Source organism: Pseudomonas sp. B26(2017), assembly GCF_002113045.1.
In the GTDB taxonomy this organism is placed as follows: domain Bacteria; phylum Pseudomonadota; class Gammaproteobacteria; order Pseudomonadales; family Pseudomonadaceae; genus Aquipseudomonas.
Window position 1 is genome coordinate 118,366 of sequence record NZ_NEJJ01000013.1, and the last position, 15,118, is coordinate 133,483.

6 protein-coding genes and 1 pseudogene are annotated in these 15,118 nt (G+C 60.3%); 6 read left to right on the forward strand and 1 reads right to left on the reverse strand.

Going from position 1 to position 15,118, the window contains the following annotated elements; all coding sequences use genetic code 11:
* Nucleotides 1-93 precede the first annotated feature (93 nt).
* The 5 genes and pseudogenes from CAF79_RS19940 (at nucleotide 94) to CAF79_RS19960 (ending at nucleotide 6,658) form a co-directional block, all read left to right on the forward strand.
* Nucleotides 94-2,505 carry a glucose/quinate/shikimate family membrane-bound PQQ-dependent dehydrogenase gene (locus tag CAF79_RS19940; RefSeq protein WP_085699779.1) on the forward strand — a complete coding sequence of 804 codons (2,412 nt, stop codon included), beginning with the start codon at nucleotides 94-96 and terminating at the stop codon, nucleotides 2,503-2,505.
* A 166-nt stretch (nucleotides 2,506-2,671) separates the two neighbouring features.
* On the forward strand, nucleotides 2,672-3,901 hold the full coding sequence (locus CAF79_RS19945) for a hydroxymethylglutaryl-CoA reductase (protein ID WP_170929753.1): 1,230 nt from the start codon (nucleotides 2,672-2,674) through the stop codon (nucleotides 3,899-3,901).
* Between the two features lie 2 nt (nucleotides 3,902-3,903).
* Nucleotides 3,904-4,965: a mevalonate kinase gene (locus CAF79_RS19950; protein ID WP_085699783.1), complete on the forward strand. Its 1,062-nt coding sequence runs from the start codon at nucleotides 3,904-3,906 to the stop codon at nucleotides 4,963-4,965.
* A complete protein-coding gene (gene mvaD, locus CAF79_RS19955) occupies nucleotides 4,962-5,963 on the forward strand; it encodes a diphosphomevalonate decarboxylase (protein WP_085699785.1) in 1,002 nt (333 codons plus the stop codon). Before CAF79_RS19950 ends, mvaD begins: the two co-directional genes overlap by 4 nt.
* Nucleotides 5,964-6,288: 325 nt before the next feature.
* Nucleotides 6,289-6,658 (forward strand): annotated as a pseudogene (locus CAF79_RS19960) (DUF6124 family protein).
* Between the two features lie 117 nt (nucleotides 6,659-6,775).
* On the opposite strand, the gene CAF79_RS19965 reads toward CAF79_RS19960, so the two are convergent.
* A complete protein-coding gene (locus CAF79_RS19965; protein ID WP_085699788.1) occupies nucleotides 6,776-12,502 on the reverse strand; it encodes a membrane-targeted effector domain-containing toxin in 5,727 nt (1,908 codons plus the stop codon).
* A 192-nt stretch (nucleotides 12,503-12,694) separates the two neighbouring features.
* On the opposite strand from CAF79_RS19965, the gene lon reads away from it, so the two are divergent.
* Nucleotides 12,695-15,118, forward strand: coding sequence for an endopeptidase La (lon, locus tag CAF79_RS19970; RefSeq protein WP_085699790.1), 2,424 nt, complete (start codon nucleotides 12,695-12,697; stop codon nucleotides 15,116-15,118).

Consider the following 15,118-nt stretch of genomic DNA (forward strand, 5'->3'; position numbering starts at 1 on the left):
CTACACAAGTTTTACTTGAACCATGCCCACGCCAAATCGTCATCTACAGTGACTACAGCGCGGGACTACATAAACGTCACGGAGAATCACACTATGAGCACTGAAGGTGCTTCGAGTCGAAGCCGTCTTCTGCCGAACCTGCTCGGCATTCTGCTTCTACTGATGGGCCTGGCCATGCTGGCCGGGGGAATCAAGCTGAGCACGCTCGGCGGCTCGCTGTACTACCTGCTGGCCGGCATCGGCATCACGCTGACCGGCATTCTGATGTTGATGCGCCGTCGCGCAGCACTGGGCCTGTACGCCATCGTGCTGTTCGCCAGCACCGTCTGGGCGCTGTGGGAAGTCGGCCTGGACTGGTGGCAACTGGTGCCGCGTCTGGCGCTGTGGTTTGTCCTCGGCTTCGTGATGCTGCTGCCGTGGTTCCGTCGTCCGCTGTTGCTCGCAGGCCCTGCGCCGATGGGCACCGGTGGTTTGACCGTGGCCGTGATCCTGGCCGGCGTCACCGCTCTGGCCAGTCTGTTCACCCACCCGGGCGAAACCTTCGGCGAACTGGGTCGCGACACCGCCGGTACCACCAGCACCGCGCCAGCCATGCCCGACGGCGACTGGCAGGCCTATGGCCGCACCGAGTTCGGTGATCGCTACTCGCCTCTGAAGCAGATCACCCCGGCCAACGTCGGCAAGCTGCAAGAAGCCTGGCGCATCCAGACCGGCGACCTGCCGAGCGCTGATGACCCGGTCGAGCTGACCAATGAAAACACCCCGCTGAAAGCCAACGGCATGCTCTACGCCTGCACCGCCCACAGCAAAGTGCTGGCGCTGGACCCGGACACCGGCAAGGAACTGTGGCGCTTCGACCCGCAGATCAAGAGCCCGGTCGGCTTCAAGGGCTTCGCCCACATGACCTGCCGTGGCGTGTCGTACTACGACGAAGCCGCGTACGCCAAGTCGCAAAACGCGGCGTCCGCCGTCATCTCCGAGGCCGGCAAAGCCGTCGCCCAGGCCTGCCCGCGTCGCCTGTACCTGCCGACCGCCGATGCCCGCCTGATCGCACTGAATGCCGACACCGGCAAGATCTGCGAAGGCTTCGGCACCAACGGTGTGGTTGACCTGACCCAAGGCATCGGCCCGTTCACCGCCGGTGGTTACTACTCCACCTCGCCAGCCGCCATCACCCGTGATCTGGTGATCATGGGCGGTCATGTCACCGACAACGAATCGACCAACGAGCCATCGGGCGTGATCCGCGCCTTCGACGTGCGCGACGGTCACCTGGTGTGGAACTGGGACAGCGACAAGCCTGACGCCACCGAGCCTTTGGCCCCGGGCGAGACCTACAGCCGCAACTCGGCCAACATGTGGTCGCTGGCCAGCGTCGATGAAAAACTTGGCATGGTTTACCTGCCACTGGGCAACCAGACGCCAGACCAGTGGGGCGCCGACCGCACCCCGGGCGCCGAGAAATTCAGCGCCGGCGTCGTCGCCCTGGACCTGGCCACCGGTAAAGTGCGCTGGAACTACCAGTTCACCCACCACGACCTGTGGGACATGGACGTCGGCAGCCAGCCAACCCTGCTGGACATGAAAACCGCCGACGGCATCAAGCCTGCACTGATCGCCCCGACCAAACAGGGCAGCCTGTACGTCCTCGACCGTCGTGACGGCACGCCGATCATCCCGATCCGCGAGATCCCGGTTCCGCAAGGCGCCGTGAAAGGCGACCACACCGCCCCGACCCAGGCCCGTTCGGACCTGAACCTGCTGGCCCCGGAACTGACCGAAAAAGCCATGTGGGGCGCCAGCCCGTTCGACCAGATGCTGTGCCGCATCCAGTTCAAGGAACTGCGCTACGAAGGCCAATACACGCCTCCGTCGGAACAGGGCAGCCTGATTTATCCGGGTAACGTCGGCGTGTTCAACTGGGGCGGCGTATCGGTCGACCCGGTTCGCCAGATGCTGTTCACCAGCCCGAACTACATGGCCTTCGTCTCGAAAATGGTGCCGCGCGAAAAAGTCGCCGCCGGCAGCAAGCGCGAGAGCGAAACCGCTGGCGTGCAACCGAACACCGGCGCGCCATATGCGGTGATCATGCACCCGTTCATGTCGCCACTCGGCGTACCGTGCCAGGCCCCGGCGTGGGGCTACGTCGCTGGTATCGACCTGACCACCGGCAAAGTCGTCTGGAAACGCAAAAACGGCACCAGCCGCGACAGCTCGCCAGTCCCGATCGGCTTCACCCTGGGCGTGCCAAGCATGGGCGGCTCGATCGTCACTGCCGGCGGCGTCGGCTTCCTCAGCGGCACCCTCGACCAGTACCTGCGCGCCTATGACGTGAACACCGGTAAGGAACTGTGGAAATCGCGTCTGCCGGCCGGCGGCCAAGCGACCCCGATGACCTACACCGGCAAGGACGGCAAGCAATACGTTCTGCTCGTTGTCGGCGGTCACGGTTCGCTGGGCACCAAGATGGGTGACTATGTGATTGCGTACAAACTGCCGGAATAAGTTTTAGAGGCGGTAAAAGCAAAGGCGACGCCCTGCCAAGGGTGTCGCCTTTTTTGTGGGCGCCAATCGCCAATCGATATAAAAGACTGTCAACTCTGACAGGCGCGGTTCTGCTCATTTGCTCCGATCATCAACCCTGAGAAGCGGTTGAATCATGGAGCCAGCGATGTCCGCCCCCCACCACTTTGGCAACCACTGGATCGAGTCTCTGGTCAACGGACAGACCCGGCTCCATCAGTTGCCCGCACACCTTGCGCCCGATGAAGCCAACCTGATACGACGCGAGGCCCTACAACGAATCAACGGGTCGTCCCTGCAGGCGATCGGCGAATATCAGCACGACGCGCGACCGGTTCATTGCGAGAACCGCATCGGCTCCATACAGATTCCGCTGGGTGTCGCCGGACCGCTGCTTGTCAAAGGCCAGGCCATTACGGCTCAGGAACCGGTCTATGTGCCCATGGCCACCACCGAAGGCGCGCTGATCGCCAGCACCTCGCGCGGTTGCCGCGCCTTGCATGCCGCCGGCGGCGCCGTAGTGCGGGTCGAGGACGTGGGCATTACCCGCGCGCCTGTGTTTCGCACCAGCGGCATTGAACAGGCCCAAACCTTTCTCGCCTGGATCCGCGACCACTACCCGCAGATCAAGCAATGTTGCGAACAGGACAGCCACTATCTGCAATTGCAGGAAATCGTGCCGGCAGTGGTCGGCAGAACGATTTACCTGCGTTTTCGCTTCCACAGCGCCGATGCCATGGGCATGAACATGGCAACCCTTGCCTGCGACCGAGCGATTATCCAGTTGATCAGCCCGGAAACAGGCGTGCCCTGCATCAGCATCTCGGGCAACTATTGCACCGATAAAAAAGCGGCAATGGTCAATTTCCTCAACGGACGCGGCCAGCGCATTCATGCCGAAGCCCACCTGAGCGCCGACATCCTGCGCGATATTCTCAAAACCAACTCCACCGACCTGTGCGAACTGCAATACCGCAAGAACCTGCTCGGTTCCGCCATGGCCGGCGCCATCGGCCACAACGCCCATCACGCCAATATCCTCGCCGCGTTTTTCATCGCCACCGGTCAGGATGTCGCTCAGGTGGCCGAAAGTGCGGTAGGCATCACTTGTATCGAAGCCTGTGAACACGGAGCCATTTACGCCTCGGTCCTGTTGCCGGACACGCCGTTGGGAACAGTCGGCGGCGGTACCGGGTTGTCCACCCAGCGCGAAGCCCTGGCCTTGATGGGGATCGTCCCGGGCAGTAAAAAGCCAGGCGTCGACACCCGGCGGCTGGCGGAAATTCTCGGTGCGCTGGTACTGGCGGGGGAACTGTCGATCATGGCCGCCCAAGCCTCGCATCAGCTGGCTTCAGCACACCAGCGATTGGGGCGCTGAGCATGCCCGTGATCCATGCCAGAGCGCCCGGCAAAATCATCCTGATGGGGGAACATGCCGCGCTGCATGGATGTCCGGCCATTGCCTGTGCCGTGGGGCTTTACTGCAACGTGTGGATATCCCCGCACGAGAGTCGGCAGATCGACGTGCAACTGCCCGACCTTGCGTTCCAGCACCGCTATGACCCCGAGCAATTGGCCGACTACATCCGCCATGTTCGTCTGGCCTGGGCGCATTATCGGCGCGGCCCGAGTACCTCCAGTTTTGCGCGACTCAACGTCAGCGCCCCCGACCACCTGATCAAATGCGCCATGGGTGAAATCCTGCTGCGACTCGCGCCCGCCAACTGGCAGGGCTTTGTCCTGCGGGTGCAATCACAGATTCCGACCGGCGCCGGCTTCGGCAGCTCCGGCGCACTGGCCGTCACGCTCATGGCTGCACTGTCGCAGCTGTTCCGGCTGACAGAAGCCGATTGTCCGCTCGAGCAATTGGCCCTGGCGGTAGAACGCTATCAGCACGGCGAACCCTCGGGCATCGACCACAACACCAGCCTGCTGGGCTCGGTTGTCATAGGCCGGCGTGACGCGCAGGGCCCGTTCAATCTGCGCACGCTACCCGACAGCCCTGTGCTCCTGCCGCCCGGCACGTTGCGAGTGTTCAACACCGGAACCGCCCGCGAGAGCACCGGCCAAGTCATCGCCGCCACCCGATACCGGCTCGAAGGTGCCAACAATCCATTGCTGGCCAGCATGCAACGCAATACCGAGCGCTTCTGTTCGCTGCTGCAACAATCGCGACCGATGCCGGAAACGCTTCGCGCGGTGATACGCGATTACCAGGCGGATCTGGAAAAGCTGGGCGTCGTCCCCGCCGCCGTCGCCCGGTTGATTCGCTCGATAGAAAACGCAGGAGGAGCAGCCAAAATCTGCGGCGCGGGAGCCCTGACCGGTCACCAGGCCGGCGCGCTGCTGGTGACGGGCGCAGAAGAGGTGCCGCAGCTTTCGCGGTATCAGCGAATCGACGCACCGCTCGCGGTGGCGGGACTCGAGATCATCCGTTCATGAATCGCACCAGCGTCTCGTCCCCGGCCAACATTGCACTGATCAAGTATTGGGGCATGCGCGACGCTCACAACACCTTGCCCAATAACGCCTCGCTTTCGATGACCCTGAGCCGCTGCGTCAGTATCTGCACGCTGGCGCCATTGCCAGGTGGCTCGGCCGATGAATTTCTATGGAAAAACAGGCAAGGCGCACTGGTACCGGCCGATCCCACCCTGCGCGCCGGGATCGAACATCACCTGCACGCCTTGCGCGAACATTTCGATCACTGGCAACCGCTTCGCATCGCAACCACCAACCGTTTCCCGACCGGCGCCGGCATCGCCTCGTCGGCAGCGGGTTTCAGCGCACTTGCAGCGGCATTTGCCGTGTATCGCGGACACTCGCTGACGCATCCCACCCTCAGCGATCTTGCGCGCCTGTCCGGCTCCGGCTCGGCGGCGCGCTCGGTCTGCGGTGGTTTTGTGCAGTGGCCCGGCAATGCGCAGCTGCTTTCGGGGCCGCCCCTGCAAATCGCTCCCGCACGGCACTGGCCACTGCATGATCTGATCGCCGTGGTCGATGCCCGACACAAAACCGTCAGCTCCCGCCAGGGTCATCTGCTCGCCACCAGCAGCGAGTTTTATCCGACCCGTTTGAAGCTGCTGCCGGAGCGTCTGGAACAAGTGCACCGCGCCATTCTCGAATGCGACTTCACCCGACTGGCCGATGCCGTGGAGCGCGAAGCCATCGAACTGCACCTGATCGCCATGACTTCGCAGCCACCGGTTTTCTATTGGCGCCCGGCGACACTGGCCGTGCTGGAACAGGTCCGCCAACTGCGTCGCGAAGGCCTGGACGTCTGCGCCACCCTCGATGCCGGCCCCAACGTACATGTGCTGTGCACGCCGCAACATTCCCCCCGCGTGTTTGCTGCACTGCGCAAACTGCCTGACATCCAGCGCTGGATACTCGATAGAGCGGGCGACGGGCCCCGGCGGCTGGAGCAGCATCTGTTTTGAAACTTGCGTCCTACAGACGGGGTGTTTTTTGGGGATGATTCCGACAAGTCGCGTCGGTTGTCCCTAGGAAACGGGGTGGATAGGCTTTCAGGGTCGCTGAAACATTCAGCGATGGGGCGTCGCGGCCCGATAACTGATGCATAATCGCCAACCTCACGGCACCCCGGTGCCTGTTGTTTGTGTCATGGCGGCTGTGCGCGGGATACCTTCCTTGAATGTATGCCGATTCCTCAGTTATCGGTCCGCGAACCCGCGTACAGCTGCCACCTCAGATTGCGTCGCGGCAATCGAAGGCAGCTCCAAATTCACCAACTGAGTATTCACCATGAAAAAACCAACATCCAATCCCCCCGAATCAAACGACGCATCGCCCTAACGAATCGCCAGATTCCAAAAAACTCCACGAAGCCGCCGAGCGCGCCCTCGACCATTACCTGAAACCCAACGCCACCACCCTGCGCTTCCATAAACCCAGCACCATGTTCCAGGTCGCCCCCGATCAGGACAGCGAAAGCCTGCTGGTGCACGCCTGCGAATCACTGGCACAGGCCAGCCTCATGACCAGCGACATCGCCGCACACATCGACCTCCCGCAGCGGCGGACGATTCTGGCCATTCAGCAAATCATCATGCTGGCTGAACTGGCGGTGAATCGGGTGCTGGATAATGTTGAGGTTGATCGGTATCCAGCCTGATTATTGAAAATACCGCTGCGCGAAGAAGGGCTTGTGGTGCGTTCTGCCTGAGGCACCACGAGCCCTTCCGACCGTCAAATCCGTTGTTTTTTGACAATGCCCGGAGCCAGCCGGTTTTTATCTCACCCTGATCATTTGCAGATCGTGTTCAAGCATATTGATCAAGTTCTGCAGGTATTTGAATCGCTTATCTTTTTTCTCCCAACGATCAATGAACAGCAAGCCGTGATCGTTGACCTGGATCGGTGTCTCGACGATTTCACCGGTCCTGGATTTATGCACCAGACGGAGCGCACTCGTGTCTGAACTGTCGATCATGAACATCCCGGCACCGGTCAGTTTGCTGCGGCTGACAGACTGCACCGGGACTGGTTTTTTCCCTCCGGCGACGGCCGCCTCCATCAAGAAATCGCTGCGCAGGGCGCGGCTAGTGGTTCCCATCCTGCCGGCCACAACTTCCCACCTCCCGCGATGGATACCTTTGGCCAGTTCCGGAGCGGTGTCGCGCACATGGAGACTGACTGCCGAGAGGGTATCCGCCAGCCCCGGTACACCCAGGTTGTAATTGGTGTGGGCACTGCCGATCAGGGCCACCCATTTATGCGGTCCGTGTGCCAGTTGGTCGGCTTTGATCACCTGAGTGGCGAAATAGCTGAACATCTCGTTGCGAGAAATATCGGTGTCACGCAAGCCCTTGACGTGGTACGACACCGTGCAATCGAGTGCCCTGATACGGATGTTGTACTTGGCCGCCGCCTGACAGACCTCTGTGTACGTATCGTTACCGGCATGGGTGGGCATCTGGCCACGGTCCTGAACGCGCAGATAAGCCTTCAGTCGGTCCGGCATGCGCTGTGTCCGGTAAAAAACATCCAGGTCAGCCTGATGCAGATCGGTGAACAGATGCTCCATGTACAGCGTGTCATACCCGGCTTGCTTGAGCGCCTTCATGTGTTTTTTCAGCAGCACTTTGCTCGATACGTCGCTATGGGCCTCGCCGATCAGCAGGTTCAAGCGTCCGTCAGCCAACTGCCGCAAAAAACCTTCGAATGAGGTGTCTGAGGTGATTGTCGGGAGCCTGGCAGCTGCGGGGGGAGTGTACTGAGCAAAAGTGTCCCGGGCTTTTTTCCCGAGACGCTCGCGGTTGGTGATGAACGCATCATGCGCCGGTCTTTCTTTAGGTGCGGACGGGGAATAACGTGAATCCAAGGCATGGCGTTGGTGCAACATGTTCGCGATATCGTCACGCAGGGAGGCCGGGATATCGTAGTCGCTGAAATGCTCGACAACAGAAGCAATCGGAGCGGGCCTGGAGACGGGCTGGGGAGCCTTGTATGCCGTCGGCCATTGCACACGATAATCGCCCTTGGCAGCCGCATCCCCCGCGTTTGTCCCGGCCGAATCGAGGCTGATACGTGCTGACTGATCCAGGGCAACGTCTTCTACACGCACGGCGACAGCAGCATGCAGGTCAGCCAGGCCAGGGGTTTTGTCGGAGGTGCACATGCGTGATTGTTCAGTGAGAACCACCCAGCGCTCCTCGGGCGCATCGGCGATATCGGCGGCCAGCGTCTTGTGTGAATAGAAATTTCTGATGAGGTTGCTTCGAGGGGTCAATGGCGAGACATCGGCCAGGACCAGAGCCCCGTCCAGGTTGTAGCTGGTCGAAGCATCCAGCGCATGGATTTTCAGACCTTTTTCGCGAGCCGCACGCACCAGTGCCAGATACGAGTGTGGTGCGTCTTTCTCATGTCCCAGTGCACGATCGACGGCTTCAAGATGAGTTTTGATGTGCTTCCAGGTTCCACCCTTGTTCATTTTTGCCAGCTTGACATTGAAGACATCACCCGCCAGGTATTCCACGTAAAGCCGCTTGTAGCCGTGACTGACGAGTGCGTCCAGATTATCGATCAGCAGTTGTTTGCTGGCGATCGAATCGGGCCGGGCGCCGATCACCAGATTTTTCCCTTTGACAGTATCGCTGCCGATCAACCGGGCAAATGACAGGTCGCCGGCGACTGCCGGGACTTCGGCGCGGGCTGCCAGCGGGGCAAGTCCGGCGAAATGAGCAGTGGCGTCTGCGCTGAGCTTTTCGACCTGCTTGAGGTATGCGGTGCGTGTCGAGGCAAGCTCATGGGCGGCGCCTTCCATGACGACGGCGGGCGTGATGGCTATATCGTCCTGACTGCGCAGGAGGATGTTCTGCCTGGTTTGCGGATTCATCACCGTTTCGATGCGTTCCCGGTACTTGGGCTCTACGCCATAGTCCTTATACGGTCCGGGGGTCTCTGGTACAGGCTCATACTTGGGCGCTCCACCGACCATGCCACTACGTACCAGAACGCCATCGGAATTGCGCACGGTCAGAATGCCGGTAGAAACGAGTTCGCTGGAATCCGGCTTGAACCGATAGAGCAAATAACGACCGAGTTCGTCAGGACTGTTCCTGGTATAGAACAGTTGGTTTCTGAAAGACACCACATGCATGTCTTTCAAATGAGGTTGGGTTGCCACGTCATCAATCACGGCCATGACATGTTCCAGTTGATTTCTGGCGCTGGCACTGGAGAGGCGTGGCAGCAAAAGACTGCGTGTGGGTTTGAGCGGTTTCAACATCGGACGCAGGTCGGTCAGTACCGCCCCGGCACTGTTGAACAGATAGCCGAGCCAACGCTCAAAAGCTTCACCGTGGTCACCCTGGCGATAGGCGTGCAGGGCGAGCATGCCGTCCTTGAAAGCCAACAGCAGACCGCTACTCAGGCTCAGCAGCGGGAACGGCGCAGTGGCAATGGCGGTGAACAGTTCGACAGTGATCCATACCAGACCGGCGATCATTCCGGCACGGCTGGTGGTGGTCGCGTTAACGTCGTCGATCCGACGTTGCAGCTTCATGTTGTAAAGGGCAAAGCGCAGATCACTGACTGCCGCGACCGCGTGGGTCGAGTCGTAACGCGCAGGGCTGGGTGTCGTTTTATTGAGGCCTGCGGGCAGCTCCTTCCTGATATTTTCAAGGTACTTGCTTACACGGGGCCGGGCGCTGACGCTGACTCGCGAGACCAGGTATTCGAGCATGCCGGACAGCTGTTTAAGCAGGTAGTTGAACAGCCGCGCCTCGCGAAAAACCACGCCGTCGGGCGCATCGGGTGTGTAGAGCAGGACCGGGTTGTCGCCGTGGCTGAACAGCCACGTATCGATCACCCACTCGCCGTCGATCATCAGACGGTGAAGCGCATAATTGGTGCGCGTGGCACCTGAAGTCTCACCCATACTGTCAATACTGCGCTCCAGCCATTGCAGGTCATGACTGGCAATATGGCCTTGCAGCTGGCACTCCAGCGCGGCGTTTTTCATCTGGAGCCGGGTAATCGCCAGGGTCGCATTACGCCTGAAGTCATAGCCTTCGCTTGTCGAACTTTGCAGCTCGGCCTTGACTTTGTCGATGTAGCGTTGGCCGATCCATACACCGGTGACCGAACGCGCGACATTCTCTGCGGTCAGGTTGCTGATATCGATCCCCTGCGGACCTCTGAAGCGCGCCGAGCGGGAAAATTTTTCATCGAGAAAACCGACGCCGTCGGCGTAACCGTCGCGATAAAGCTCCGTGTACGTCAAAGGTGCCGGTGTCCACGAGGGCATGATGGAGGTCGGCGAGAATGCCCAGACGGTATCCGGGTCGACATCGTTGGCCGTGCGTTTGAGCAAGCGATTCAAGCTTATTTTTGCTTGCTCGTGCACATAGTCATCAAAGGTCGGAAAGCGACTGCCCGACAAGGCGTGGCTAATGAACGCACGCAAGACTCCGTCGGCGCCTTCGCCATGGGTCGTCAGTTTCCGGCGGTTGACGGAGGTGGTCGAGCGATACCACAACGGTGTACTGAAATCGTAGTCGTCGGTCCGTGTAGCGAGCATGTGCCTGGCCATCGCACCAAGGCAATCAAGATGACTGCCGTGAGCGAACGTGACCTTGTGATGCTCGTGCGCCTCTGGCTTGAAACTCAGTCCGGACAACACCTGGCGCACCTTCTGGCGAAAACGCATGGGCGCGCGACGGATCAGATAGCCGGCCATGCTGTCGGCGACACTTTGCCGGGCCCAGCCAAGCAAGTGAGTCTGGCATTCGAGCTCACTGTCGAAAGCCTGGAATTGCTGCTCTCGCGGCGCCTCTGGCGTACACAGCAACAACCGTTTGATCGCGCCGCCGTCATCGTTCTGGCACAGCACCCACAAGTCCTGTAACTGTGCGCCGTGCAGCGACACGGTGGCGGCGCGCAGGCGGGAATCGCGGCCGTCACGCAGGCGCTGGATCAGTTGCAGGTCACTGTCGAGCAGATGCCCTTGCAGCACTGCCGTGTGAGCGAGGGCGACGATACGGTGATCGAGCATCTGCTCGATGGCGGACTTGATCGCAGGCCTGGCCTGTAGCGTTTTTTGCAAGTCATAGAAATTAGTTCGAGGCTGCAGTTCCAGGGCTTGCTTGATCAGCCACGCTGGTGTCACGTCAGCGTAGGCTGGTGGCAAAGGCTCGTCATTGTAAGTGAGGGTGGTGTGCTTCAAAAACGCCGAGTCCGGTAATTCATCGCCGGTGTGCGGGCCGCGCAAGGTCAGCTCAAGCAAACTGCTTTGTTGCACATAATTACCGTATCCCGGTACTTGACGAACGGTGGATAGGCTTAATTTTTCGGGCTCGATATCGTCGATTTCCAGATCTTCGCTCAGGCGCTCCAGCCATTGCTGGCGGGCCAGGGCCGTCAGGCTGCCTGCCGGTCCCATCAGGTCGAGCAGGTGTTGCCGCCTCTGCTGGTAGTTGCGCAGGTGCTGCGTCAGTGCGTTTTTTTGCGCAGTGCTGGCGCTCCGATACCAGTGCGGTGCGCTATCGCGCAGATGGCGTTCGAACAAGGATTGCGCGCGCAATTCCATACGCGACGTGAGATCCGGCAATGCGGCGGCAATTGCGCGCTCCAGGGCCGCGAGCAATAGCGTGGGGTCTTGCAGCGGGTTATCGGAGAAGCTCAAGGCGCGCTCGATATCCTGCGTACGTTTTTCGATCAGCGCATCGTAGATGTGTTCGAACAAGGGCTTGCTGTCGATCGGTACGAGCGACAGCGGCCAGATACCTGCTGCGCCCACAGCGTGATAGCGCGTCGGCAGCATGTGCATGAATTCTTGGCTTGCACTGGCCTGGTTCAGTGACGCGCGCAACTGGTTGTCGAGATCAGCCAGGGAATTGAAGAATTCGATGCCCCTTGCGGGGGTGAACAGCAACGCGTAACCCATGCCTTGGTCTGTCTGCAGATCCTTGACCTGGCGGGTGTTTTTTTCCGTGACGAGGAAGGCGCCGGCCAGCTCGACGATGGTGTCCTGGTAGCTGAACTGCAGCGCGTAAGTGGCTGGACGCAGCATAGGTACCCTATTGAGTTTTTGAAGAAGCTCGCCGGCTTGCGGGTGCAGCAGGCGGTCGCTGACGGCTTGCCTTGCTTCGTTGCCGATGGCGGTGAAGCCCGCGTCATATACGAGGAAGCTTTTCGCCGGTTTGCCGTCGATGCGGTCGCGCATGTCCATGCCGGCCAGTTGGCTAGCCAGTCCGTTTTTCAGCGTTGCGATCAACTTTTTGCCGTCGGCGCTTTTCAGATCGCTGTTTTCCACCACCTGATACAGCGCGCGACTGCGTTGCAGGTAGCTTGTACGGTAGGTTTTCAGTTGCTCATCGAGGCGTTTCAGGAAGGCCTGTTCGCTGGTCGGTTTCTGTGCGGGAAGCAATGGGGTTGGGGTATTGAACAAATAATGGGCGATCACGTTGAGATCGTTTTTGATCTCTTCGGGTGTGGGAGGGGTGGTGATACTCATTGGCACACGTCCATGTTGAGAATGAGGGCGCAGCATGGCGAAGGGCAGTCCTGACAAGGTGGTACACATACACTTCCAGACGAGGTCCTAAACCTGTCAAAGCCCTGAACACACAACCAGAAACACCCACCCCATTGAAACCACCAAAACCCTGCCCCATCTAACAGCCATACCCCATTGCGCAGGTGCCCCATGAGCGACCAGCAAGAATTCCCCGAGAACCCCGACGACATCACCGAAACCGACGCCGAACACATCGAACACCACGTCCCAGGCAAAGGTCTGGCCCTGCCCGGCCAGAACCTGCCGGACAAGGTGTACATCATGCCGATCCACAACCGCCCGTTCTTCCCGGCTCAGGTCCTGCCGGTCATCGTCAACGAAGAACCCTGGGCTGAAACCCTCGAACTGGTCAGCAAATCCGAACACCACTCCCTGGCCCTGTTCTTCATGGACACGCCCCAGGAAGACCCGCGCCACTTCGACACCAAGGCACTGCCGCAATACGGCACCCTGGTCAAGGTGCACCACGCCAGCCGCGAAAACGGCAAACTGCAATTCGTCGCCCAGGGCCTGAGCCGCGTCCGCATCAAGACCTGGCTCAAACACCACCGCCCGCCGTATCTGGTGGAAGTCGAATACCCGCACCAGCCCACCGAGCCGACCGACGAGGTCAAGGCCTACGGCATGGCTCTGATCAACGCGATCAAGGAACTGCTGCCGCTCAACCCGCTGTACAGCGAAGAGCTGAAGAACTACCTCAACCGCTTCAGCCCCAACGATCCGTCGCCGCTGACCGACTTCGCCGCCGCCCTTACCTCGGCGACCGGCAATGAGTTGCAGCAAGTGCTCGACTGCGTGCCGATGCTCAAGCGCATGGAAAAAGTCCTGCCGATGCTGCGCAAGGAAGTCGAAGTTGCGCGCCTGCAGAAAGAAATCTCCGCCGAAGTGAACCGCAAGATCGGCGAGCATCAGCGCGAGTTCTTCCTCAAGGAACAGCTCAAGGTCATCCAGCAGGAACTCGGCCTGACCAAGGACGACCGCAGCGCCGACCTCGAACAGTTCGAGCAGCGCCTGGAAGGCAAAGTCCTGCCGACCCAGGTGCAGAAGCGTCTCGAAGAAGAGATGAACAAACTGTCGATCCTCGAAACCGGATCGCCGGAATACGCGGTCACCCGCAACTACCTCGACTGGGCGACCTCGGTGCCGTGGGGCGTGTACGGCGAGGACAAGATCGACCTCAAGCACGCGCGCAAGGTGCTGGACAAACACCACGCCGGCCTCGACGACATCAAGGACCGGATCCTCGAATTCCTCGCGGTCGGTGCCTACAAAGGTGAAATCAGCGGCTCCATCGTGCTGCTGGTCGGCCCGCCGGGCGTGGGTAAAACCAGTGTCGGCAAATCGATCGCCGAATCGCTCGGCCGGCCGTTCTACCGTTTCAGCGTCGGCGGCATGCGTGACGAGGCCGAAATCAAGGGCCACCGCCGCACTTACATTGGTGCGCAGCCGGGCAAACTGGTGCAGGCGTTGAAAGACGTAGAAGTGATGAACCCGGTGATCATGCTCGACGAGATCGACAAGATGGGCCAGAGCTACCAGGGCGATCCAGCCTCGGCGCTGCTGGAAACCCTCGATCCGGAACAGAACGTCGAATTCCTCGACCACTATCTGGACCTGCGGATGGACCTGTCGAAAGTCCTGTTCGTCTGCACCGCCAACACTCTGGATTCGATTCCCGGCCCGTTGCTGGACCGGATGGAAGTGATTCGCCTGTCGGGTTATATCACCGAAGAAAAAGTCGCCATCGCCAAGCGTCACCTGTGGCCGAAACTGCTGGAAAAGGCCGGCGTGTCCAAGGGCAGCCTGAGCATCAGCGACACGGCGCTCAAGGCCTTGATCGACGGTTACGCCCGTGAAGCCGGCGTGCGTCAGCTGGAAAAACAGATGGGCAAACTGGTGCGCAAAGCGGTGATGAAGCTGATCGACGACCCGAAAGCGGTGATCAAGATCGGCCCGAAAGATCTCGAAGCGTCCCTCGGCCATCCGGTGTTCCGCAACGAACAGGTGCTGTCCGGCACCGGCGTGATCACCGGCCTGGCGTGGACCAGCATGGGCGGCGCGACTCTGCCGATCGAAGCCACGCGGATTCACACGTTAAATCGTGGTTTCAAACTCACCGGGCAACTGGGCGATGTGATGAAGGAATCGGCCGAGATCGCCTACAGCTACGTCAGCTCGCACCTCAAATCCTTCGGTGGCGATACGAAATTCTTCGATGAAGCTTTCGTCCACCTGCACGTGCCGGAAGGTGCAACACCGAAAGACGGCCCGAGCGCCGGCGTGACCATGGCCAGTGCCTTGCTCTCCCTCGCTCGTAACCAGCCGCCGAAAAAAGGCGTGGCGATGACCGGTGAATTGACACTGACCGGGCATGTACTGCCGATTGGCGGGGTGCGCGAGAAGGTGATTGCGGCGCGGCGCCAGAAGATTTTCGAGTTGATTCTGCCGGAGGCGAATCGCGGCAACTTCGAGGAACTGCCGGATTACCTGAAAGAAGGCATCACCGTGCATTTCGCCAAGAAGTTTGCGGATGTGGCGAAGGTGCTTTTCTAA

Coding starts and splice junctions, on each gene's coding strand:
- CAF79_RS19945 (WP_170929753.1), top strand. CDS start 2,672: ATGTCCGCCCCCCACCACTTTGGCAACCACTGGATCGAGTCTCTGGTC.
- CAF79_RS19940 (WP_085699779.1), top strand. CDS start 94: ATGAGCACTGAAGGTGCTTCGAGTCGAAGCCGTCTTCTGCCGAACCTG.
- CAF79_RS19950 (WP_085699783.1), top strand. CDS start 3,904: ATGCCCGTGATCCATGCCAGAGCGCCCGGCAAAATCATCCTGATGGGG.
- CAF79_RS19965 (WP_085699788.1), bottom strand. CDS start 12,502: ATGAGTATCACCACCCCTCCCACACCCGAAGAGATCAAAAACGATCTC.
- mvaD (WP_085699785.1), top strand. CDS start 4,962: ATGAATCGCACCAGCGTCTCGTCCCCGGCCAACATTGCACTGATCAAG.
- lon (WP_085699790.1), top strand. CDS start 12,695: ATGAGCGACCAGCAAGAATTCCCCGAGAACCCCGACGACATCACCGAA.